19 protein-coding genes are annotated in these 22289 nt (G+C 60.7%); 10 read left to right on the top strand and 9 right to left on the bottom strand.

Annotation, left to right across the window (positions count from 1 at the left end; translation table 11 throughout):
• Positions 1-7: 7 nt before the first annotated feature.
• A complete protein-coding gene (locus ACIQUF_RS05785) occupies positions 8-1615 on the top strand; it encodes a response regulator (protein WP_403129370.1) in 1608 nt (535 codons plus the stop codon).
• Between the two features lie 6 nt (positions 1616-1621).
• Here the strand turns inward: ACIQUF_RS05785 and ACIQUF_RS05790 are convergent, their stop codons facing one another.
• On the bottom strand, positions 1622-3610 hold the full coding sequence (locus ACIQUF_RS05790) for a response regulator (RefSeq protein ID WP_403130299.1): 1989 nt from the start codon (positions 3608-3610) through the stop codon (positions 1622-1624).
• A gap of 333 nt (positions 3611-3943) precedes the next feature.
• Here ACIQUF_RS05790 and ACIQUF_RS05795 point away from each other — a divergent pair, with 333 nt between their 5' ends.
• The gene (locus ACIQUF_RS05795) at positions 3944-4654 is read left to right on the top strand and encodes a type 1 glutamine amidotransferase domain-containing protein (RefSeq protein ID WP_403129372.1); all 711 of its coding nucleotides are present in this window, start codon (positions 3944-3946) and stop codon (positions 4652-4654) included.
• 113 nt (positions 4655-4767) lie between these two features.
• Positions 4768-5574: a CSS-motif domain-containing protein gene (locus ACIQUF_RS05800; RefSeq protein ID WP_403129374.1), complete on the top strand. Its 807-nt coding sequence runs from the start codon at positions 4768-4770 to the stop codon at positions 5572-5574.
• 16 nt (positions 5575-5590) lie between these two features.
• Here ACIQUF_RS05800 and hppD read toward each other — a convergent pair whose 3' ends face one another.
• Complete coding sequence (gene hppD / locus ACIQUF_RS05805) at positions 5591-6667, bottom strand: 4-hydroxyphenylpyruvate dioxygenase (RefSeq protein ID WP_403129376.1); 1077 nt, start codon at positions 6665-6667, stop codon at positions 5591-5593.
• A 303-nt stretch (positions 6668-6970) separates the two neighbouring features.
• On the opposite strand from hppD, the gene ACIQUF_RS05810 reads away from it, so the two are divergent.
• Complete coding sequence (locus ACIQUF_RS05810; RefSeq protein WP_403129378.1) at positions 6971-8557, top strand: EAL domain-containing protein; 1587 nt, start codon at positions 6971-6973, stop codon at positions 8555-8557.
• Positions 8558-8590: 33 nt separating this feature from the next.
• On the top strand, positions 8591-9478 hold the full coding sequence (rarD, locus tag ACIQUF_RS05815) for an EamA family transporter RarD (RefSeq protein ID WP_403129379.1): 888 nt from the start codon (positions 8591-8593) through the stop codon (positions 9476-9478).
• Here rarD and ACIQUF_RS05820 read toward each other — a convergent pair.
• Positions 9441-11012, bottom strand: coding sequence for a TerC family protein (locus tag ACIQUF_RS05820; RefSeq protein WP_403129381.1), 1572 nt, complete (start codon positions 11010-11012; stop codon positions 9441-9443). The two genes, rarD and ACIQUF_RS05820, sit on opposite strands and share 38 nt — an antisense overlap.
• A 258-nt stretch (positions 11013-11270) precedes the next feature.
• Here ACIQUF_RS05820 and ACIQUF_RS05825 point away from each other — a divergent pair, with 258 nt between their 5' ends.
• Positions 11271-11852, top strand: a complete 582-nt coding sequence (locus ACIQUF_RS05825; RefSeq protein ID WP_403129383.1) for a LysE family translocator — start codon at positions 11271-11273, stop codon at positions 11850-11852.
• Here ACIQUF_RS05825 and ACIQUF_RS05830 read toward each other — a convergent pair.
• Positions 11841-12638 (bottom strand): AraC family transcriptional regulator, encoded by a 798-nt coding sequence (locus tag ACIQUF_RS05830; protein ID WP_403129384.1) that lies wholly within the window; start codon positions 12636-12638, stop codon positions 11841-11843. The genes ACIQUF_RS05825 and ACIQUF_RS05830 overlap by 12 nt on opposite strands.
• 10 nt (positions 12639-12648) lie before the next feature.
• Entirely contained in the window at positions 12649-13191 is a 543-nt protein-coding gene (locus ACIQUF_RS05835) for a helix-turn-helix domain-containing protein (protein WP_403129386.1), read from the bottom strand.
• 152 nt (positions 13192-13343) lie between these two features.
• Between ACIQUF_RS05835 and ACIQUF_RS05840 the strand changes: the two genes are divergently transcribed.
• Together ACIQUF_RS05840 and ACIQUF_RS05845 are read left to right on the top strand one after the other, a co-directional pair.
• A complete protein-coding gene (locus ACIQUF_RS05840) occupies positions 13344-14126 on the top strand; it encodes an aldolase (RefSeq protein WP_403129388.1) in 783 nt (260 codons plus the stop codon).
• A gap of 33 nt (positions 14127-14159) precedes the next feature.
• On the top strand, positions 14160-15053 hold the full coding sequence (locus tag ACIQUF_RS05845) for a dihydrodipicolinate synthase family protein (protein WP_403129390.1): 894 nt from the start codon (positions 14160-14162) through the stop codon (positions 15051-15053).
• Between the two features lie 49 nt (positions 15054-15102).
• Here the strand turns inward: ACIQUF_RS05845 and ACIQUF_RS05850 are convergent, their stop codons facing one another.
• From ACIQUF_RS05850 to ACIQUF_RS05865, 4 genes are all read right to left on the bottom strand, one after another.
• Complete coding sequence (locus ACIQUF_RS05850; RefSeq protein ID WP_403129391.1) at positions 15103-17310, bottom strand: TonB-dependent siderophore receptor; 2208 nt, start codon at positions 17308-17310, stop codon at positions 15103-15105.
• Positions 17311-17469: 159 nt separating this feature from the next.
• A complete protein-coding gene (locus ACIQUF_RS05855) occupies positions 17470-18888 on the bottom strand; it encodes a short-chain fatty acid transporter (RefSeq protein WP_400803464.1) in 1419 nt (472 codons plus the stop codon).
• Positions 18889-19041: 153 nt separating this feature from the next.
• Positions 19042-19698: a CoA transferase subunit B gene (locus ACIQUF_RS05860; RefSeq protein ID WP_403129393.1), complete on the bottom strand. Its 657-nt coding sequence runs from the start codon at positions 19696-19698 to the stop codon at positions 19042-19044.
• A 35-nt stretch (positions 19699-19733) separates the two neighbouring features.
• Entirely contained in the window at positions 19734-20432 is a 699-nt protein-coding gene (locus ACIQUF_RS05865) for a CoA transferase subunit A (protein ID WP_403129394.1), read from the bottom strand.
• Between the two features lie 139 nt (positions 20433-20571).
• Between ACIQUF_RS05865 and ACIQUF_RS05870 the strand changes: the two genes are divergently transcribed.
• Positions 20572-21477, top strand: a complete 906-nt coding sequence (locus ACIQUF_RS05870; RefSeq protein WP_403129396.1) for a LysR family transcriptional regulator — start codon at positions 20572-20574, stop codon at positions 21475-21477.
• Positions 21465-22286, top strand: a complete 822-nt coding sequence (locus tag ACIQUF_RS05875) for an aldo/keto reductase (protein WP_403129397.1) — start codon at positions 21465-21467, stop codon at positions 22284-22286. Before ACIQUF_RS05870 ends, ACIQUF_RS05875 begins: the two co-directional genes overlap by 13 nt.
• Positions 22287-22289: the final 3 nt, after the last annotated feature.

The following is a 22289-nucleotide window of genomic DNA, read 5'->3' on the forward strand; positions in this document are numbered from 1 at the left end:
AATCGCATTGGCCAGCTCGCTGTCGCTGGATGAACGTGCCCTGATTCTGGCACCTACGCAACTCGCCACGGATACCTCGATGTTCTTGGCGAGCGCGGGTATTCAATGCCTGTGCTCATCCGACATCGGCAATCTGCGCGATGGTCTTGGTGAAGGCGCAGGTTTGGCGATCATCGACGAAAGTACGCTCAAGAGCAGCCATAGTGAGTTGCTGCAAGGGTTCATCGACCAGCAACCCCCTTGGTCGGATCTGCCGATCGTGCTGCTTACGAAGGCTGCACAGGCTTCAACCTCCCTCACACCCGCCGACCATCCGCTTGGCAATCTGACGCTGCTGGCCATTCCGTTCGAACAAGAACAGTTGCTCGACTTGATCACACTCGCTTTGCGCAGCCGCCGTAGACAGTACAGGGCGCGTGATCAGGTGCTCGACCTCCAGCAACGCCTGGATGCCCGAACCCCGGAGAAACAGGCCGTTGATCTGGCAATGCATCAAACCCGCAAGATGGAAGCGATTGGCCAACTGGCCGGTGGTGTGGCCCATGACTTCAATAATCTGCTGACCAGCATTGGCGGCAGTTTCGAACTGATCGACCGGCGTCTGAAACAAGGCAGTACCCAGGGTATCGAGAACTTCCTCAGCATGGGCCGGGATGCCGTCTCCCGAGCGGCGCGTCTGACCCATCGACTGTTGGCATTTTCCTCCAGGCAATCGCTGCACAGCGAACGCATCGACCTGCATGCATTGTTGCAACCCCAACGGCTGGAAGCAGTGCTTGAACAGCACGTGGCGCTTGCTTTGCAAATTCCCTCAGACCTTTGGCCAGTGCAAGCCGACAACACACAGCTGCAAGAAGCGCTCGACAACTTACTGGTCAATGCCCGGGAGGCCATGCCCAGTGGCGGTCTGCTGCGCATCGAAGCGAGCAATCGCAAGGTAGCGGCCAAGCAGTTCGCCGATGGCGGCTTGGCACATGGTGATTATGCTTGCCTCAGCGTCATCGACGAAGGCCAGGGCATGTCGCAGAGCACGCTGGAGCATGCCTTCGAGCCGTTCTTCAGTACCAAGCCGGTGGGCCAAGGCATCGGCCTCGGCCTGTCGATGGTGTATGGGTTCAGCAAACAGTCGCTAGGCCATGTGGAACTGCACAGCCAGATTGGCCAGGGCACGCGTGTGGATCTCTACCTGCCACGTCACGTTGATCAGCAGCAAGCACCGAGGCCCGTACCGCCGCAGCCGACGGGCAAAGGTCGCGACGTGCTGTTGGTCGAAGACGATCCGCACGTGCGGCAACTGCTGTGCCACACCCTGCAGGAGCAGGGTTACCCCTGCCGCAGTGCCTGCAATGCCAGCGAAGCGTTACAGGTGTTGCGCTCTTCCCAGGCCATCGACCTGCTGATCAGCGATGTCGGCTTGCCGGGCATGAACGGTCGCCAACTGGCGGAGATTGCCCGTACCTTGCGTCCGCAGTTGCCGGTGCTGTTCATTACCGGCTACGCCGAAACGGCGATGGCCCGCGAGGGGTTCCTCGGGCCAGGCATGCAGTTGATCTGCAAACCATTCGAGCTCAAGCAGTTGCGCGAACAAGTCGCGCAGATACTCGGGGCAAACTGAACCGCCTCAGTCGATCAGCAAGCGCAACGCTTGGTTGCTCAACGCTGCCAGCTCGAAGGGTTTGAGCATCAGCGCGGTACCGGGCACCGCCAGCAGTTGTGGTTCCAGCGGATGATCGGTGTATCCGGTGATGAAGAGAATCTTCTGGTCTGGGTTGATCATGCGCATCGCGCGGGCCACTTGGCGTCCGCTGAAGCCACCTGGCAAGCCGATGTCGGTGATGACCAGGTCGAAAGGGCCGTCATGACGGAACCGTTCCAGCGCTGAATTGGCATCTGTTACGTCGCATACTTCGAAACCACGCTCACGAAGCGCCTCGCGCATGAGTGAGCGCAGGTTATGCTCGTCGTCGACCAGCAGCAGGCGCTGCCCGCTTGCCCGCGACAGCAGCGGCGCGGGTGGCGCAGGCACTGGCGGTATCGCCTCGAGGCAACGCGGGAATAGCATGCAGACTTTCGTGCCCTGGTCCTGCACGGATTCTATCCAGATGTAACCGCCAGACTGGCCGACAAATCCATGCACCATCGGCAGCCCCATCCCAGAGCCTCGCCCGGCAGGCTTGGTGGTGAAAAACGGTTCGAAAGCTCTGGCCACATCATTGGCCGGCATGCCATGGCCATCGTCCAGCACCTGCAAGGCAACATAGTCCCCGGGCGGCAGGCCATCCTGGTCAGGGAACGCGCTAGCAAGGCGCGTGTTGATGGTGCGAATGGTCACGTTGCCACGGCCCAGGCATGCGTCGCGGGCATTGGCGCACAAATTGACCAAGCTGTTTTCCAGCTGCGCGATATCGAGGCAGACGTTCCACGGCTCTACGTCCATTTCCCACGCCAAGCGCATCTCCGCCCCCAAAGCCTGACGCAGGAAGGGTTCCGAATTCAAAAGCTGGGCGTTCATGTCCAGGGGGCGGGGCGCGAGCGGCTGATGGCGAGAAAACGCCAGAAGGCGGTGCGTCAGATTCATCGCCTGCTGCACTGAGTCGCGGGCCAGCTCCACATAATTGTCGACACGCTCCAGGCGCCCTTGACTGAGGCGACGTTGCAACAACTCCAAGCTACCGCCGATACCTGACAACAAGTTGTTCAACTCATGGGCCATGCCACCTGCAAGTTGCCCGACGGCCTCCAGCCGCTGGGAGTTTCGTAGCAAGTCCTCGGATTGCCGCATGGCCTCCTCGCGGTCCGCAGAGATATCCCGCCCTACCGCAGTCAGCAGCGTACCGTTAAAACTGGCCGTCCAGCGAAACCAGCGGTAATGCCCCTCCACATGGCGCATGCGGGTTTCGAACTGCTCGGCACCCTGATCGCGGACGAAATCGGTCACTGAAACTTTCACCTCGGCACGGTCAGCGGGGTGAATCAGTTGCAGAATCGGCAAGTCTTTCACTTGCTGCTCGCTCCAGCCCAGTATGCGGTGCCAGGCGGGGTTGGCAGCTTGCAACTTGAGGTCGCGCGTAACGGTGATCATGGCATCGCCCGACAATTGCCATATGTATTCGCGATCATTCATATAGCGTTTGAGCTGGCGCTCGAAAGTCTGCGCCTGCTCGCGCCATTTGCTATGGGCATCGACACTGGCGGTGGTGTCGATCACCGTATGCAGAAACCCAGCCACGTCGTGTTGTTCGTCGCGAATGGGCGTGTAACTGAAGGCATACCATGCCTTGTTGCCCGTTTTAGCGCACTCGATCCACAAGGGTTGATCCTCGACGAAGCTGGACCCGCCCTCCAGGGCCTTGAATACCCAGGGGCCTACATTCCCCCAGGCCTTCTCCCACAGCACATCAAAGCCCTTACCCAAAGCATGTTCCAGACCACCGAGCAGCGTCACATAAGCGTCATTGTGGATGACCGTCATGTCAGGCCCCCACACCACGGCGCTGGGGAACGGGGATTGGAGCATCATGTCGACCGCGATGCGCAAATGCGCCTGCCAGTGAGGCAGCGGACCTGGGCCGGATTGTTGCCAGTCGAAATGCGCGATTTCCTCGCCCATGCCGCCTGTCGACGGTTCATCGGCGGACAATTGGGCGCCGTGAGGCGAAAGTGAGTGCAAGTTGCCGTTAGCGACCAAGGGGCTGTACCCGCCTTTGCTCTGGGATATTCAAGGTTTGTCGCATCATCATCTGCAAAATGTGCCGATGCAACAGCAGCCGTGTGAACCGACTCGCAGTTGAACGACCGAAGGTCGACAACGGAAATGGGTTTTCACAACAGTAGCACAGAGCCACTATTCGCACTGCGTGTCTGCGAAGCGCAGCTATGCTGTTTAGGCTTCCCTGCTCCATGGACTGACTTTCCCGTTTTGCCTACAGACAGGAGTGTAGTAATGAGCAAGAAGATTCTGGTGGTGCTGACCAATACCGCTAAATATCCAACCCTGAACCGGGCCACCGGTTTATGGCTGGGTGAGGCTGTACATTTTGTCGATAAAGTCCAGCAGTCAGGGTTCACAGTGGACTATGTCAGCCCCACTGGCGGTTATGTGCCGGTCGACCCACACAGCCTGCAGATGGCCCCAGAGCTGGATTGGCAATACTACGACGACAAGACGTTCATGAACCGTCTGGGCACCACCCTCAGCCCAGGCCAAGCCAAGGCCGACGAGTATTGCGCCATTTTCTACACGGGCGGGCATGGTGTGATGTGGGACTTTCCCGATAACGCACCGCTGCAGGAGCTGGCGCGCAAGATCTACGAAAACAACGGTGTGGTTGCCGCTGTCTGTCACGGCGTGGTCGGCTTGTTGAACATCAAGCTCAGTGATAATCGGTTGCTGCTCAAAGGTCTCCAGGTTACTGGTTTTTCCAATACCGAAGAAAATCTCGCAGAACTGGATAAAGTCGTTCCATTCCTGACCGAAAATGAGTTGGGCGCGCGAGGAGGTATGTACAGCAAACATGACGATCCCTGGAAGCCTTTCGTGATCACCGATGATCGTCTGATCACTGGACAGAATCCGGCATCTACTAGTGACCTGGCACAGAAGGTACTTGAAGTGCTTGAAGCGCTTGCAAAGAAAAAAAATCTGACAGCGTGATGTACCCAATCGTCCGTGGCTGCCCGGTCTAGGGCTACAGAATGTGCAGCGCCAAGTACATAGACTTTTCCGAATCCGTCCATTTGCGACAGCCCCACGATCAGGAAAAGCCTATGTCAAAAATCATCTATGCCGGTCGAAGTTTTATGGAGTTGCTTTTGGCACTGGCAATCGGCTTGGTACCTGTAGGAATGGGCCTGATGGCCATGCTCCACCAGCAGAAAAAAACACTTGCCGAACATTCACACTCCTCGGTTCAGGAAGCGATCTTCGCTATCGACCGATCGCTGGAAAGGCTACATGCTGCGGCCAATAGCGCCTTGGCGCTAGCGGGTACACCCTGTGAGGAAGTGCGGGCAACATTGCTCAAACAAGTCGACATAACCGAGGGGCTGCGCTCACTGGCACTCCAGGAAAAGCGTCATACCTATTGCAACACGCTTGGCACTCCGACTTATCACGACGCTTACTTTGCTGATGCACAAGTACCGCTGCAGTTGATTTTCGACACACCGGCTACCCCGGGCAGGGTTATCCTCAGTTACCAAGTCCGACACGACGACTCAAGTGCAATCGCGACCACCTATGCCACTCAATTGCGCAATGAACTGCATAGGTTTCAAGGCGGGCTCACCGTACTTATTGAATTCGGCGATTCATATCTATGGGCCCTTGGCGACAGCCGCGATGCTGAACGCCCTTCCCAGGCCGAACACGTAGAGGCGGGTGTATCCAAACAATATGGCTATACCGTCAAGGCCGGATACGCACAAGGTTTCAGTGCTCGGGAGGCACGCCAGGCCACGATGCAAACCCTTCCCTCCCTCGTACTGGTCGGGATTGCAACGGGATCGATTTTCTACTGGGCCGTGTTCAGGCGGCGCGGCATACCACAGGGCAACGCCGCCAACCAAGCGTGACGACGCGCCCTGACACTCACTCTACATTGAGCACACCGCGACGCACCTGGTCGCGCTCGATGGATTCGAACAACGCCTTGAAGTTGCCTTCACCGAAGCCATCATCACCCTTGCGCTGGATGAACTCGAAGAACACCGGGCCGAGCAGGGTTTCCGAGAAAATCTGCAACAGCAGCCGCTTGTCACCCGACTCGGAAGCGCCGTCGAGCAGAATTCCACGGGACTGCAACTGGTCGACCGGCTCACCATGACCCGGCAAGCGCCCCTCGAGCATTTCGTAATACGTCTGTGGCGGAGCGGTCATGAAGCGCATGCCATAGCCCTTGAGCGCATCCCAAGTCTTGATCAGGTCGTCGGTAAGGAAGGCGACATGCTGGATGCCCTCTCCGTTGAACTGCATCAGAAATTCTTCAATCTGCCCTGCCCCTTTGGAGGACTCCTCGTTGAGCGGAATCCGGATCATGCCGTCGGGTGCGGTCATTGCTTTGGAGGTCAGGCCGGTGTATTCGCCCTTGATGTCGAAGTAACGAATTTCACGGAAGTTGAACAGCTTCTCATAGAAACCGGCCCAATAAGCCATGCGACCGCGATAGACGTTATGGGTCAGGTGATCAATGATCTTCAGGCCTGCCCCCACTGGGTTGCGGTCGACACCTTCGATGAAGTTGAAGTCGATGTCGTAAATCGAGCTACCTTCCTCGAAACGGTCGATCAGGTACAGCGGCGCTCCGCCAATGCCCTTGATTGCCGGCAGGCGCAGCTCCATCGGGCCGGTTTCGATCTCGACCGGCTGAGCCCCCAGCTCCAGGGCGCGGGCATAGGCTTCATGGGCGTTGCGCACACGGAAGGCCATGCCGCACACCGAAGCGCCATGCTCGGCGGCAAAATAAGAGGCGACGCTCTTAGGCTCGTTATTGAGGATCAGGTTGATGCCGCCCTGGCGATACAGGTGCACATCCTTGGAGCGGTGGGTAGCTACCTTGGTGAAGCCCATCATCTGGAAGACCGGTTCCAGTACGCCAGGCGTCGGCGAAGCCAGCTCAATGAATTCGAAGCCCATCAGGCCCATTGGGTTTTCAAAGATGTCAGCCATGTTCGTATCCTCATCTGCAGCGAAATATTAGTGAATGCCGGGGATGTGAGGAAACGATGGCGGTGCGCAAGGAATACCACGCACGCTGCGGGCGAGGAAGTCACCAATGATCAGCTTGAACCCTTGGTTTTTCATATGGACCCAATCTCGGTGAGGTTTGATTCTTCGGAGGAGAAGAACCTTATTGTTGTATTCGTAAATCGATTCTACAGTGCGTAAATTCCTTTGTCGCGCGTTTGTTCGCCGAGGGCGCCGACAAACGGCTATTCTCAGCCCATTCCCCTACACGAAGATCAGGTCAGCATGCCTCTGCGCATAACTCCCCCCGCCCGCTGGAGCTGGCGCACCCTGCTGCCATGGGGTATTGGCGTGCTGCCCTTGGCATTCGGCCTGGTGGTGATGAACTGGCAGATCGAACGCGAACTGCGCGCCAGCAGCCAGGCCACGACACTGCAGGTGGTGCAGCAGGTCGAGCGTATCCTCGACAGCCTGGCCGGCACCGCGCAAACCCTGCTGCCCCTGGCCGGCAGCCCGTGCGAGCAAGCTCAGCTCGCCTTGCGCAGCCAGGTCACACGCAACGCCTTCGTGCGCTCGACCAACCTGTTCCGTAACAACACCCTGTATTGCACTTCATTGTTCGGCGAGTTCGATGAGCCGGTCGATGCCCGTGACTATACCGATGGCAAGCTATGGCTGATGGATGGCAACTCGGTGACACCCGGCCATGCGCTGTTGGTCTACCGCGCCAGTGATGGCGAACGCGGCGTCATCGTCACCGTGGATGGCGACCACCTGCTGACCGCGCTGCGCCTCATCGGCCCTGACGAAACGCTGCAATTGCGTGTTGGCGATGCCTGGATAGGCAAGGACGGCTTAGTGCAGCATGGGCCGTCTCCCGTTGCCCCGCTCGCCGATATCACCCTGGGTTCGACACGCTACCCATTCAGCGTGCACGGCGGTTACGCCGCCGACAAACGCGGCGAGCTACTGCGCAGTCGTTACCCGCCACTGCTCAGCCTGCTGTTATTACTGGGCGTTGCAGCCGGCACGGTGTGCCGCTGGCAAATCCGCCGCGCCAATTCACCTCGCGCCGAGCTGCGTCGAGCCCTTGAGGCCGATGAATTCCTGCCCTATTTCCAGCCAGTGGTACGCAAGGGCGATTACCGCTGGGCCGGCGCCGAAGTGCTGATGCGTTGGAACCATCCGCATGAAGGTTTGGTACGCCCCGATCTGTTCATCCCGTACGCCGAACACAGTGGGCAGATCGTCGAAATGACCCGGGCGCTGATGTTACACACGGCGCAGACCCTGGCGCCTTATGCGACACTGCTGGAAGATGGCTTCCATGTCGGCATCAACATCACGGCCGACCATTGCCGCGACCTGGCGCTCCTGGACGATTGCAAGACCTTCCTTCAGCACTTCCCGCCCGGGCGGGTTGTCCTGACCCTGGAACTGACCGAACGCAAGCTCATCGAGGCCACCCCCGTTACCCTGGAACTCTTCGAAAAGCTGCACGACAAGGGCGTGATGATCGCTTTGGACGATTTCGGCACCGGCCAGTCCAGCCTCAACTACCTGCGCCAGTTCAAGGTCGACTACCTGAAGATCGATCAAAGCTTCGTGGCGATGATCGGTGGTGATGCGCTTTCGCTGCACATACTCGACAGCATCATCGAGCTGTCCGGCAAATTGGGGCTTGGCATTGTGGCCGAAGGCGTGGAAACCGAAGCACAGCGCGACTACCTGGCCCGCCACGGAGTGGACTTCCAGCAAGGTTTCCTGTTCGCCCGGCCGATGCCTGCGGCCGAGTTCCTCCAAGCCTTGGCCGCCCGCCCAGGCATTGTGCGGTTGCCGCAAGGCACGCCCCCTGAGATCATGCGCGGCTGACCCACCCGCTCACCTCCCCTGTTCGAGGCATTCGTGTCAAAAGGCATTATCTGTTCGGTCACGGCGTCCTGCCTGTTCGCCGTGATGTACTTCTATACCTCCCTGCTCACGCCGCTCGATGGCGAAGAGATCTTTGGCTGGCGCACCCTGCTGACCCTGCCCTGCCTGACGTTGTTCATGCTAGTGAGCAAAGACTGGAAGCGGGTCGGCGAGCTGCTCGGGCGCGTACGTCAGACCCCTGTGCTGCTGCTGGGCATGGTCGGCACCTCGTGGTTGATGGGGGTGCAGCTGTGGCTGTTCTTGTGGGCGCCGCTGCATGGGCGCAGCCTGGAAGTGTCGATGGGCTACTTCTTGCTGCCCTTGGCGATGGTGTTGACGGGACGGCTGGTCTACGGCGAGCGCCTGTCACGCCTGCAAAAGGTGGCGGTGAGTTTTGCAGTACTGGGCGTGGGCCACGAGCTGTACCAGAACGGCAGCTTTGCCTGGGAAACCATGTTGGTGATGATCGGTTACCCGATCTATTTCGTCCTGCGTCGACGCTGCCGCACCGATCACCTGGGCGGGCTGTGGTGCGACATGTGCCTGCTGCTGCCCTGGGCCTTGTACTTCGTGGTCCAGGGGCCGCTGTCCAGCTCGGATTTGCTCGAACACCCTGGCCTGTATGCCTTGATCCCAGTGCTCGGGGCGATCAGTGCCTCGGCCCTGATCGCCTACGTGTTGGCCAGCCGCCTGTTACCGTTCAGCCTCTTTGGCCTGCTCAGCTACGTCGAACCCGTGCTGCTGGTGGGCGTGGCGCTGCTGCTGGGCGAGACCATCGGCCCGGATCAGTGGCTGACGTACCTGCCGATCTGGGCCGCGGTGCTGGTGCTGGTGCTTGAAGGTTTCAAGCACCTGATGCGTCAACGTCGGCGTTCGGTTTGAGGCGTACCTGGCGTACCCGCCGCTCCTCCACCGCCACCACGGTCATGTCCCAGCCGTTCCAGGCCAGCTGGTCGCCGACCACCGGCAGGCGATCGAGCAGGCTCATAACCAGGCCCGCGAGGGTCTGGTAGTCCTCGGTGGCGCGGGCGCTGAAACCGGTCCGCGCCTGTACCTGGCTAAGGTTCAGCGCACCACTGACGACAAACCCACCCGCCTCTTCGACGATGCCGGGGCCTTCCACTTCGCTGGCATCAGGCAGCTCACCGGCAATCGACTCAAGGATATCGGTCATCGTCAGCAGGCCGGTGAAATCACCGAACTCGTTGACCACGAAGGCGATGTGCGTGGACTGGCTGCGCATCTGCTCCAACGCGTTGAGAATGCTGAAACTCTCAAGCAGGTTCAACGGCGCCCGGGCCATGCGTTCGAGGTCCGGTTGGCTGCCCGATAGCAGCTCCTTGAGCAGTTCCTTCTTGTGCACGAAGCCCACGGGCTCATCGATACGGCCGTCGCGAATCAACGGCAGGCGCGAGTACGGCGAGTTGGCCAGCGCCTCGGTGATGGCCGCCGCAGGCTGCGCCAGGTCGATCACATCGACTTCGGCACGGGCAGTCATCACCGTACGAATCGGCCGCTCGGCCAGGTTCAGCACACCACTGATCATCACCCGCTCACGGCGGTCGAAAAGCACGTGTTCCTCGCCACCTTCGACCAGATCGGCGATTTCCTCACCTACCTCGTCTGCTTCGACCCTACGCCCGCCCAGCAAGCGCAACACGGCGTGCGCGGTGCGCTCACGCAGCGGCCGGTGCTGCTGCAAGCTGCGCTTGCGGCGAGCGCGGGCCAACTGGTTGAACATCTCGATAAGGATCGAGAAACCAATGGCTGCGTACAGATAGCCTTTCGGAATGTGGAAGCCCAGGCCTTCGGCAGTCAGGCTGAAACCGATCATCATCAGGAAGCCCAGGCACAGCATGATCACTGTAGGGTGGGCATTGACGAAGCGGGTAAGCGGCTTGCTGGCCACGATCATGATGCCTATCGAGAAGATCACCGCGATCATCATGATCGACAGTTCTTCGACCATGCCTACGGCGGTAATCACCGCATCCAGCGAGAACACCGCATCGAGCACGACGATCTGCGCCACGATCGGCCAGAAGGCAGCATGGCGCAGCGTACCGCTGGCCTGTGTGACATGGCCTTCAAGGCGTTCATGCAATTCCATGGTGGCCTTGAATAACAGGAACACACCACCGAACAGCATGATCAGGTCACGTCCGGAGAAGCTCTTGCCGAACACCTCGAACAGCGGCGCGGTCAGCGTGACCATCCACGAGATACTGGCCAACAGGCCCAGACGCATGATCAGCGCCAGGCTCAGGCCGATCACCCGTGCGCGGTCGCGCTGGTGCGGTGGCAGCTTGTCGGCGAGGATGGCGATAAACACCAGATTGTCGATACCCAGCACCAGCTCGAGGACGATAAGCGTCAACAGGCCCAGCCAGGCCGTGGGGTCGGCTAGCCATTCCATTAGCGGGTACTCTCGAAGGAAGCGTCACGAAGACGGCGGGAGGATGGCCGGAAAGGCCGAGGACTGGGGGGCTCCGCGAAGGTGCTCATAGGGACCTGAATAGAAAATTGGGAAGGTGATCCTACAAGCACAGCAGGTTTTTCAGATAGCGCGAAACTATTACAAAACCTGTAACAGATCACTGGGGACTTTTCTTCAATACCCTGCCGCGCTCAGTCGGTAAGTTGGAAGCATCATTCAACCCTCGGAGTATCGCCAATGAACCTGTCCCTTTCCATGGCCGCTTTCGCGCTTGCCGCATCAATTTCACCCGGTCCGGTGAACGTTGTTGCCCTCGCCAGCGGCGCGCGGCATGGCCTGCGGGCGAGCCTGTGGCATGTGGCGGGAGCAACGCTGGGCTTCTGCCTGCTGTTGGTACTGGTTGGCCTGGGGGTGCACGAGTTGCTGTTGAGCTGGCCGGTGCTGGCCGTGGCGCTGCATTGGGGTGGCGTGGCATTTCTGCTCTACATGGCTTGGAAGCTGGCCAGGGATGTCGGTCAGCTGGATGACACCCACCCGCACCGCGCACCCTCTGCTTGGCACGGAGCAGCGATGCAGTGGCTGAACCCCAAGGCCTGGCTCGCGGCAGTGGCTGGTGTGGGCGCCTACACCGGCGGTGAGCAACCATTGCTGTGGTTGTTCACCTGGATCTATGGCCCGATCTGTTTTATTTCAATAGCGTGCTGGGCTTGGGCCGGAAGTGTAATTCGCCAGTATCTGCTGGATTCGCGCTACATCCGGCGGCTCAATTGGGGGCTGGCAGTGTTGCTGATAGCTAGCGCAATCTATCTAGCTATCTGAAATTGTCTGCACTGCATTGCGATAATGCCCAGGCGTCGCTGCCAGGTGCTTTTTGAACGCCCGCTGCAGATGCGCCTGGTCGGCAAACCCCGCTTCCAGTGCCACTTCGGCAATCGTCCGCCCCCTGCGCAGTTCTGCCCTGGCGTGTTGTACCCGCTGATCGAGCAGGTACCCATGTGGCGTTAAACCGAACTGCTGGCCAAAAGCCCGGATCAGGTAAGACCGGGACAAACCGCTGGCTGCACAGATGTCCGCCAGCGTCAGCGGGTCAAGCCGGTGCGCGCGAATGAACGCCGCTGCCGCCTGCAGGCCAGGATGCTCGGACTGCCTCGGCCCCGCAATAGCCTTCAGATAGCCTGGCAGTTCATTGAAAAGATTCGCCAAGCGCCCTTCCCGGTCATCCAGTTCGCTATCGAAAAGGTCGGCAAACAGTTGCAGCAAGCGGTTGTAGAGTACGGGCGAGGTGCTCCATGTTTGCGCTGGCAAGGCAAACCCAAGCGCCTGCAGCCACGGCCAATCGACAAACAACATCAGATATGACCACCCCAGCCCCGTAATCGGATTGCAGGTGTGGACGACACCAGGGTTCATCAGCACCGTGGCGCCGGCAGCCACCTCGATCTGCTTGCCGCCACTCTGGTAGGTGCTCCGCCCCCCCGTGATCACGCCAATCGAGAAACTCTCGTGGGAGTGCGCGGCGTAGCACACCTTGCGCCCGTCCCCCACACAGCGGGCCTCAACGAACGGCAATGCCGGATCCCGCCAGAACCGCGACACCTCGATCATTGCCAGGCCCTCATTCGTTGCCGTCGTGCACAACTACCAGCAACTGCGCCGGGCGTTCGCCCACCGAACGCAGGCGGTGCGGTGTCTGGGCGTTGAAGTGCAGTGCATCGCCCTGCTCCAGCAGCACCCGCTCATTCATGAAGTCCACCTCCACCTGCCCCGCATGGACGAACAGAAACTCTTCGCCCTGATGCTCCTTGAAGGTCGGGTCGCTGAACTCGCTTGGTGGCTGGATCAGGAACGGCAAGAGGCTGCGCTGCCCGACCTGAGTGGTCAGCGCCGCATATCCCGGCCCGTGCCCATCACCCACCAGCGCCTGCCGCTCGCCCTGGCGCACCAGGCTGTAACGGCTTTGCCCAGCGTGCTCTTCGGCGAACAATTCCTCCACGTTGACGTTCAGCGCCCGCGCCAGTTTCAGCGCGGCAGCGATCGACGGCGTATTGAGGCCACGTTCGACTTTCGACAGATAGCTCTTGGTCATGGCGGATTTTTCAGCCAGCGACTCAAGGGTGATGCCAAGTTTCTTTCTCAACAATTTCAGTCGGTTAGACATGCCGCGTGTTTTTCCCGGACCTACAGGCTTGCCTATGACACTTTGTGTCATATAGGATAATTTGTGTCACGCCTGAGAACCTTCCTCCACCGACCAAAGCATCGGAATGTTCAAGCGCTGACGTCGCCCATCACGCCACAGAGGACTTTCCCATGGCCAAGACCCTGACCCACAGCAAAGACCAGCTAGTGCAAAACGCATTGGCGCAGATGCAAGGCTCGCTTGCCGATAATACGTGGACTGTAAAGGAAAAGCTGGCCCTGACCTGCCGAATTCTCTTCGAGCACGGCCACGACTCGGGCCTTGCCGGGCAGATCAGCGCCCGCGGCCCACAGCCAGGCACCTTCTATACCCAGCAACTGGGCCTGGGTTTCGATGAAATCACCGCCAGTAACCTGTTATTGGTCAATGAAGACCTCGACGTGCTCGAAGGCCAGGGCATGCCCAACCCGGCCAACCGCTTCCACAGCTGGGTGTACCGCGCACGCCCGGATGTGAACTGCATCATCCACACTCACCCGACCCACGTGGCGGCCTTGTCCATGCTCGAAGTGCCGCTGGTGGTGTCGCACATGGACCTGTGTCCGCTGTATGACGACTGCGCCTTTCTCGAAGCCTGGCCAGGCGTGCCGGTGGGCAATGAAGAAGGCGAGATCATCAGCGAAGCCCTCGGAGACAAACGCGCCATCCTGCTCTCGCACCACGGGCAGTTGTCCACCGGTACCAGCATCGAGCAGGCCTGCGTGTACGCCCAATTGATCGAGCGCGCAGCGCGTCTGCAGTTGCTGGCCATGGCCGCCGGCACCGTCAAACCTATAGCACCTGAATTAGGCCGCGAAGCGCATGACTGGATTGACCGGCCCAAGCGCCATGCCGCTACCTTCAATTACCTTGCCCGGCAGAGCCTGCGCGCCCACGCCGACTGCCTGAACTGATTCCAGAATGCCTTGCTTGCGGAGCTTATAAACATGACCACTGATTTCCACGGCATCATCGGCTACACCATTACCCCTTTCAGCGTCGACGGCGAACACCTCGACCTGCCGGCCCTCGGCCAATCCATCGAGCGCCTGATCGACGGCGGCGTGCAAGCCATCGCACCACTGGGCAGCACTGGTGAAGGCGCCTACCTGAGCGACAGCGAATGGCAGCAGGTGGCTGAATACAGCCTCGCCCAGGTGGGCAAGCGCGTGCCAACCATCGTCAGCGTCTCAGACCTGACCACCGCCGGCGCCGTGCGCCGCGCCCGCTTCGCCCAAGCCCACGGTGCCGACGCGGTGATGGTGCTGCCTGCGGCGTACTGGAAGCTCAGCCAGGCCGAAATCCTCCAGCACTACCGCACCATCGGCAACGCCATCGATGTCCCGATCATGCTTTACAACAACCCCGCCACCAGCGGCACCGACATGCCGGTGGAGCTGATCCTGCGCATCGTGCGTGAGGTCGCCAACGTCACCATGGTCAAGGAAAGCACCGGCGACATCCAGCGCATGCACAAGTTGCAACTGCTCGGCGAAGGCCAGGTGCCGTTCTACAACGGTTGCAATCCGTTGGCGCTGGAAGCCTTCGTGGCGGGGGCCAAGGGCTGGTGCACGGCGGCGCCGAACCTGATCCCGGCGCTCAACCAGCAGCTCTATCAGGCCATACTGGCCGGCGACCTGGAGAAGGCCAAAGCGCTGTTCTACCGGCAGCTGCCATTGCTCGACTTCATTCTCAAGGGCGGGCTACCGGCGACGATCAAGGCTGGGCTGGGAATGACCGGGTTGCCGGTGGGTGAACCGCGACGTCCGGTGTTCGGGCTGGATGAGCAAGGGTGTACGCAACTGGCGGCGCTGCTGAACAGCCTCGATATCAAGGCGTGAAGCCATCCCTGTGGCAGTGGACGACTCCACTGCCACAGGGGGCGTACCCTTACAACGTCCAGTCCAGACTCACCATCATTGTCCGCGGCTCGCCGTGATATACGCCGTTGTAGAACCCCAGGTTGTTGTAGTAGTGCTCGTCGAACAGGTTCTTCACGTTCAGCGATGCCGACAGATGCTCGTCGAACCGGTAGCGGGCCATCAGCCCGACGACCGAGAACGCCTTCTGGCTGATGGTGTCGGCAACGGTGATGATCTTGCCATCGGCATTGCGCCCTACCGGCCGGCTGGCAGCTTTGTAGTTGTCGCTCTGCCAGTCCAGGGTGCCGCCCACGGTGAGCGCCGGAGTCAGCTTGTAGGTGGTGGAGAAGCGCACCAGGTTCAGCGGCTGCTCGGTGTTCTTGCGCTGCTTGTCGCCGGTTGCGGCGTGGGTATAGCTGTAGCCCAGGCTCATCTGCCAGTCTGGCGTCAGTTCGCCAGCGATTTCGGCTTCGAAGCCCTCCACTACCACGCCTTTGCCGCCCGACTTGTAGTAGATCTCGCCATTGGGCCCCGGCGGTACCGAATCGTCCTGCTCGGCGACGTTGTCCTGCTTGCTGCGGAACACCGCAGTGCTCAGGTTCAATCGATCATCGAACAGTCCGCCCTTCAGGCCGAACTCGTAGACCTTGCCGACGATGGGCTCCAGGTATTTCTCGTCGACATCGCGCACCGTCTGCGGGTTGAAGATATCGGCGTAGCTGGCATACACGGTGTACTGCTCGGTGAGGTCGAAGAGCACACCGGCATACGGCGTCCACTGGTCATTCTGGGTCTGTTCGCTGCGCGTGCTGCGGGTGACCGCGAGGTTGTTGTCATAAGACCAGTTCTTGCTTTCGGTTTCCCAGCTGCCATAACGGCTACCGAGCACAAAGTGCAGGCGGTCGGTCGGGTTGAGGCGGGTCGCGATATAGCCGGCCTTTTGCTTGGTGCTCGAACGGGACGAATCCAGGCCAGTGTCGTAATCGCTGAACTTGACGATATTGCCCATGTATTTCCAATCGGGAATCACGCCGTAGCCAGCAGGATCGTTACGCCCAGCGAAGAACGGCGAACTGTTGCGACGCTCGGAGACACCGTAACCGACCATGAAATCGTGGCTACGCCCGAACAGTTGATAGGGGCCAGCCAGGTTGAAGTCGATAGCATCCATCTTCTCCTCGCCAGAGAAGTGGCTGATATAGGCGCCCATGCCGCTGCGGTCGGCGGCGGGGAAACCGCTGCCGCCGTAGTAGACCTTGCCATCGCTATCGCTCTCACGGTGCGTGTAGGCAGCCTTGAGCAACCAATCATTGGCCAGGCGTTGGTCGAGGGTGATGAACGCCGTCTTGTCCTTCAACGGCCAGGACGACCAGGGCGCCGACATATTGGTAGAACGCGGCAGGTCAGCCTTGCCGCCCTCGGCGTTCCAGTACGGCACCGTTCCCCACGAGGCGCCCTGCACGTCCTTGTTCTGGTAGTCGTAGCCCACTGCCAGGACCGTGCTGTCGGTCAGGTCCGCTTCGAGGATGCCGTAGGCCACTTCGCGCTGGCTGGCGTATTTGTCCATGTACGACTTGCTGTCGCGGTAGGCCAGCACCGTGCGCCCGCGCAGGCGCCCGTCCCAACCCAGCGGGCCGCCGACGTCCAGGTAGCTGTAGTAGTTGTCATAACTGCCGGCGCTGACGCCGCTCTTGACCGCCAGTTCATGGGTCGGGCGCTTGCGCACCATGGCGATGGTGCCGGAGGGGTCGCCCGCGCCGGTGGTCAAGCCGGTGGCGCCGCGCACTACTTCGATGCGGTCGTAGATGATGGTGTCCGAGTCCGACTTCAACCCAGAGAAGGTGTTGAGCATCCCATCGATCTGGAAGTTGTTGATCGCATAGCCGCGCGAATAATAGGTCGGCCGCTCGGAGTCGTTGCGCTGTACGGTCACGCCAGTAACGTGGGCCATCGCCTCGGACAGGGTATCGAGTTGAAAGTCATCGAGCTGTTGGCGGGTGATGACCGAGACCGATTGCGGGGTTTCCTTGATCGACAGGTTCAGGCGCGTGGCCGCGCTCATGCTGCCGGTGGTGTAGGAACCGCTGTTCTCAGTGGTACTGCCCAGGCTTTGGGCGAGGACTTCGGTGGAACCAAGTTCCAGTACCCCCTCCTCTGCATGCGCTTCGGCCGAGCCGAACAGGGTGGCACATAGACCCAAGGTCAGGGTCGTGGAACGGTTGATGGGCGCGAACATCGCTGCCTTACTCCTTGTACGTCTGCTGAAGATCCGTGGCCGCCATTGCGCGGCATTCACATGAAAACGAATCTCGTATGAGAATCGTTATCGATTTGTCAACAAAACGTAAAGAAGGGCGGTGTTCAGCCGCCCTTCTGCCTGCAGCACCCCTTCAAATCAAGGCATTACTGGGGGCACATATTGCAACGTGGTACCCAATGCCCACAGCAGCACCAGCACCAGCGGTACATGCACCAGCAACTGCACGAAGGAGAAGCCGATCAGGTCCCGCGCCTTCAACCCCAGCACGCCCAGCAGCGGCAGCATGTAAAACGGGTTGATCAGGTTGGGCAGCGCTTCGGCGGCGTTGTAGATCTGCACCGCCCAACCCAGGTGGTACTGCAGGTCGTTGGCCACCAGCATCACGTAGGGCGCCTCGATGATCCACTTGCCACCGCCCGAGGGGATGAAGAAACCCAGCACCGCCGAGTAAACGCCCATCAGCACAGCATAGGTGTCGTGGGTGGCGATTTGGGTGAAGAACAGCGAAATGTGGTGGGCCAGGGTCTGTTCGTCGACACCCTTTACCTGGGTGAGGATGGCCGCGATCGAGCCGTACAGCGGGAACTGGATCAGTACACCGGTGGTGGTTGGCACCGCCCGCGCCACGGCGTCGAGGAAGCTGCGTGGCCGCCAGTGCAGCAAGGCACCGAGCATGATGAACAGCAGGTTGTAGGTATTCAGCCCGGAGATCGCGGTGATCGCCGGTTTGGTGGCGAATTCCTGGTACAGCCAGCCGCCGGCCAGCGCAACCATCAGCAGAATCAGGATCGGGCTGTATTCCAGCCACTCGCCCGGGCGGGTGCGCTGGGGTGCGGGCGGCGCCGTGAAGCTGGGGTCGACGCCGCAGTCTTCGGCGCTGCGCGCGCTGTTAGGGCCGGGTGCGGTGGCATAGGCGATCACCAGCGAGACGATGACCAGCGCGGCCAACATGACCCCGGACTGCCAGAGGAAGATGGTTTCGGTGAACGGAATCACCCCGGTGATCGACAAGATGGACGGCGGCAGGCTGGCCGGGTTGGCCTGCAGCTGCGCCGCCGAGGACGACAAGCCCAGCGCCCACACCGCACCGAGGCCCAGGTAGGCGGCGGCGCCAGCGGCGCGGTAGTCCATCTTCAAGTCGCTGCGCCGCGCCAGCGCACGTACCAGCAGGCCGCCGAACACCAGTGACAGGCCCCAGTTGAGCAAGGAGGCCAGCATCGAAATCAGCGCCACCCAGCACACCGCCGAGCGGCCGTTCTTTGGCACACGGGCCAGGCGGTCGATCAGCCGTGCAGCCGGTGGCGAGCTGGCCACCACATAGCCGCCGATCACCACGAAGGCCATCTGCATGGTGAACGGGATCAAGCTCCAGAAACCATCGCCAAAGGCCTTGGCGGTATCGGTGGGTTTCGCGCCCATGGCCAGCGCGCCGAGCGACACCAGCATCACCGCGAGGGCAGCGAACACCCAGGAATCGGGGAACCAGCGCTCGGCCCAGTTGGAGCAGCGCAGGGCAAAACGGGCGGAGCGGCTGTCTTGGATATCAGCGGCCACTTGTGACTTCCTTTTATTGGTTTTATGGGTTGGAACGGTAGCAAGCACAAAGTACAAAACCCTGTGGGAGCGGGCTTGCCCCGCGAAGGCGTCGGTGAATTCACTGGCGCCTTCGCAGGGCAAGCCTGCTCCCACAGGGTTGATAGTGAGCTGTTAGAAGGTCATTTCCTTCACATCGTCCGGTACGATCAGCTTGCCCGCGGTCTTCTCGACGATCTCTTCGATGGTTACCCCCGGCGCCGTTTCGCGCAGGATGAAGGCCCCCTTTTCGATCTCCAGGTACGCCAGGTCAGTGAGCACCTTGCGGATGCAACCAGCACCGGTCAACGGCAGGCTGCAGCGTGGCAGCAGCTTGGACTCGCCGTCCTTGGAGGCATGAGTCATGGTGACGATGATGTTCTCGGCACCGGCCACCAGGTCCATGGCACCGCCCATGCCCTTGACCAGCTTGCCCGGGATCATCCACGAGGCGATATTGCCTTCCACGTCCACCTCGAAGGCGCCGAGCACCGTGAGGTCGACGTGACCGCCTCGGATCATGGCGAAGGATTGCGCCGAGTCGAAGATCGACGCGCCGCAGCGGGCGGTGACGGTCTGCTTGCCAGCGTTGATCATGTCGGGGTCGATCGTGCTTTCGGTGGGAAATTCGCCCATGCCGAGCAGGCCGTTTTCCGACTGCAGCATCACGTCCATATCGGCCGGTACGTAGTTGGCCACCAGGGTCGGGATACCGATGCCGAGGTTGACGTAGTAGCCGTCCTTCAGTTCACGGGCAACGCGTTGTGCCATCTGTTCGCGGGTCAATGCCATGGTCAGGATCTCTTTGTTGTTCTGAAGGGCGGCGCTCAGGCCTTGACGGTGCGCTTTTCGATGCGTTTTTCGAAGGTGCCGACGATCACCCGATCGACGTAGATGCCCGGGGTGTGGATTTCGCTGGGCAGCAGCACACCTGGCTCGACGATCTCTTCCACTTCGACCACGGTGATCTTGCCAGCGGTGGCGGCCAGTGGGTTGAAGTTTTGCGCGGTGTTGCGGTACACCACGTTGCCGTAGTGGTCGGCCTTCCAGCCTTTGACGATGGCGAAGTCACCGGTGATGGATTCTTCGAGGATGTACTTGCGGCCCTTGAACTCGCGCACTTCCTTGCCTTCGGCCACCGGAGTGCCGTAGCCGGTGGCGGTGAAGAAGGCCGGGATACCGGCGCCACCGGCACGCATTTTCTCGGCCAGGGTGCCTTGAGGGGTGAGTTCCACGTCCAGTTCGCCGCTGAGCAGCTGGCGTTCGAATTCGGCGTTCTCACCCACGTAGGAAGCGATCATCTTGCGGATCTGCCGGTCTTCCAGCAGCACACCCAGGCCAAAGCCGTCGACGCCGCAGTTGTTGGAGACCACGGTCAGGCCCTTGACGCCACGGCGCTTGATTTCGGCGATGAGGTTTTCCGGGATGCCGCACAGGCCAAAGCCGCCGGCCAGTACCGTCATGTTGTCGGTCAGGCCTTCGAGGGCCTGTTCATAGGTTGCTACGCGCTTGTCCAGTCCGGCCATGCTGATCCGCCTTTTGTAGTTGTTGACCGACGAGGCTGTCGGTGAGCGTGTAGATGCATCTTCACCGCTGGCGACTGATTTGTTAATTTTGATTTCGTCATCGATTGATAACTTTTTCAAAACAACCCGTGAGCCCGCCATGAACGTCAAGCAACTGCGCGCCTTCGTCGCCGTGGCCAAGTACCAGAGCTTCGCCCAGGCGGGCGAGCATCTGCACGTGTCCCAGCCGGCCTTGAGCCTGACCATCAAGGCGCTGGAAGACAACCTCGGCGGCGCCCTGCTCACCCGCACCACCCGCAGCGTCAGCCTGACGGCCGAAGGTGAGGTGCTGTTGCCGCTGGCCAGGCGCCTGCTGGCCGACTGGGACGATACCGAAGAGATGCTACGCCAGCGTTTCACCCTGCAGCTGGGGCGGGTTTCGGTGGCGGCCATGCCGGCCTTTGCCGGCAACTTGCTGCCGCAATCGCTCAAGGTGTTTCGCCAGCGCTACCCTAAGGTCAACGTCACGGTGCACGACGTGATCAACGAACAGGTGCTGGAACTGGTACGTCACCGCCGCGTCGAACTGGGCATCGGTTTCGAGCCGGAAAACACCGAAGGCCTGCGCTTCCACCCGTTGTACATGGACCGTTTCGTTGCCGTCGTGCCGGCCGATTCGCCACTGGCCTTGCATGGCGAAGTCAGCTGGGCACAGTTGCTGGCAGAAGATTTCATCGCACTGCAACGCCCTTCTGCCGTGCGCTTGCTGCTGGAGCAGAACGTCGCAGCGCAGCACGGCAAGCTCGCGGTGGCGTTTGAAAGCCACCAGCTGTCGACCGTCGGCCGCATGGTCGCCAATGGCCTGGGCGTCAGCGCGGTGCCGGCGCTGTGCATCCAGCAGATGCAGGAACTCGGCGCCCGTTGCATCACACTCATCGAGCCCGCCGTCGAGCGGCGCATCGGCGTGATCGCCCTTGGCGACCACAAACTGTCCACGGCAGCCCAGGCGCTGCTGGAGGTACTGCTTTCCCATACCCAGACTCCGGAGGTGACATGCGATACGTGAAACTGGCAGGTAGCGACGTGCCGGCCATTGGCCAGGGCACCTGGTACATGGGCGAGGATCCTGCTCGCAGGGCCGCCGAGGTCGCCGCGCTGCAGCAAGGCATCGAGCTGGGCATGAGCCTGATCGACACCGCCGAAATGTATGCCGAAGGCGGCGCCGAGAAAGTGGTCGGCCAGGCCATCGCCGGGCGGCGCGACCAGGTGTTCCTGGTCAGCAAGGTCTATCCGCACAACGCCAGCCAGCGTGGTGTGCCTGCAGCCTGTGAGCGCAGCCTGAAACGCCTGGGCACCGACGTCATCGACCTGTACCTGCTGCATTGGCGCGGCCAGTATCCCTTGGAAGAAACCGTCGAAGCGTTCGAGCGCTTGCGCGAACAGGGCAAGATCCGCCGCTGGGGCGTTTCCAATTTCGATGTCGACGACCTGCGCGAGTTACACAACTCTGAGTGCGCCACCAATCAAGTGCTGTACAACCCGGTGCAGCGCGGCATCGAGTTCGACCTGTTGCCGTGGAGCCAGCAGCGCGGCTTGCCGACCATGGCCTACTGCCCGTTGGCCCAGGCGGGGCGGTTGTTGCAGCATCCGGTGTTGAGCGAGATTGCCGAGCGGCATGGCGCTACGCCGGCGCAGGTCAGCCTGGCCTGGGTTACGCGCGATGACGGGATAATTGCCATTCCCAAGGCGGTGGAGCCTGAACACGTGCGGCTGAATGCAGCGGCTGGGGCGTTGACCTTGACCAGCGAGGATCTGCGGGCGATCGATCGGGCGTTTCCGGCGCCAACATGCAAACAGCATTTGGCGATGGTTTGAAGC

It is taken from the genome of Pseudomonas sp. NPDC090233, from assembly GCF_044772285.1.
Classification (GTDB): domain Bacteria; phylum Pseudomonadota; class Gammaproteobacteria; order Pseudomonadales; family Pseudomonadaceae; genus Aquipseudomonas.

What these genes read in the sequence shown, in the direction of transcription:
- ACIQUF_RS05865 (WP_403129394.1), bottom strand. Translation starts at nt 20,432, where the DNA reads ATGGCCGGACTGGACAAGCGCGTAGCAACCTATGAACAGGCCCTCGAA.
- ACIQUF_RS05875 (WP_403129397.1), top strand. Translation starts at nt 21,465, where the DNA reads ATGCGATACGTGAAACTGGCAGGTAGCGACGTGCCGGCCATTGGCCAG.
- ACIQUF_RS05790 (WP_403130299.1), bottom strand. Translation starts at nt 3,610, where the DNA reads ATGGGCGAGGAAATCGCGCATTTCGACTGGCAACAATCCGGCCCAGGT.
- hppD (WP_403129376.1), bottom strand. Translation starts at nt 6,667, where the DNA reads ATGGCTGACATCTTTGAAAACCCAATGGGCCTGATGGGCTTCGAATTC.
- ACIQUF_RS05870 (WP_403129396.1), top strand. Translation starts at nt 20,572, where the DNA reads ATGAACGTCAAGCAACTGCGCGCCTTCGTCGCCGTGGCCAAGTACCAG.
- ACIQUF_RS05800 (WP_403129374.1), top strand. Translation starts at nt 4,768, where the DNA reads ATGTCAAAAATCATCTATGCCGGTCGAAGTTTTATGGAGTTGCTTTTG.
- ACIQUF_RS05845 (WP_403129390.1), top strand. Translation starts at nt 14,160, where the DNA reads ATGACCACTGATTTCCACGGCATCATCGGCTACACCATTACCCCTTTC.
- ACIQUF_RS05830 (WP_403129384.1), bottom strand. Translation starts at nt 12,638, where the DNA reads ATGATCGAGGTGTCGCGGTTCTGGCGGGATCCGGCATTGCCGTTCGTT.
- ACIQUF_RS05850 (WP_403129391.1), bottom strand. Translation starts at nt 17,310, where the DNA reads ATGTTCGCGCCCATCAACCGTTCCACGACCCTGACCTTGGGTCTATGT.
- ACIQUF_RS05840 (WP_403129388.1), top strand. Translation starts at nt 13,344, where the DNA reads ATGGCCAAGACCCTGACCCACAGCAAAGACCAGCTAGTGCAAAACGCA.
- ACIQUF_RS05795 (WP_403129372.1), top strand. Translation starts at nt 3,944, where the DNA reads ATGAGCAAGAAGATTCTGGTGGTGCTGACCAATACCGCTAAATATCCA.
- ACIQUF_RS05810 (WP_403129378.1), top strand. Translation starts at nt 6,971, where the DNA reads ATGCCTCTGCGCATAACTCCCCCCGCCCGCTGGAGCTGGCGCACCCTG.
- ACIQUF_RS05825 (WP_403129383.1), top strand. Translation starts at nt 11,271, where the DNA reads ATGAACCTGTCCCTTTCCATGGCCGCTTTCGCGCTTGCCGCATCAATT.
- ACIQUF_RS05860 (WP_403129393.1), bottom strand. Translation starts at nt 19,698, where the DNA reads ATGGCATTGACCCGCGAACAGATGGCACAACGCGTTGCCCGTGAACTG.
- ACIQUF_RS05835 (WP_403129386.1), bottom strand. Translation starts at nt 13,191, where the DNA reads ATGTCTAACCGACTGAAATTGTTGAGAAAGAAACTTGGCATCACCCTT.
- ACIQUF_RS05820 (WP_403129381.1), bottom strand. Translation starts at nt 11,012, where the DNA reads ATGGAATGGCTAGCCGACCCCACGGCCTGGCTGGGCCTGTTGACGCTT.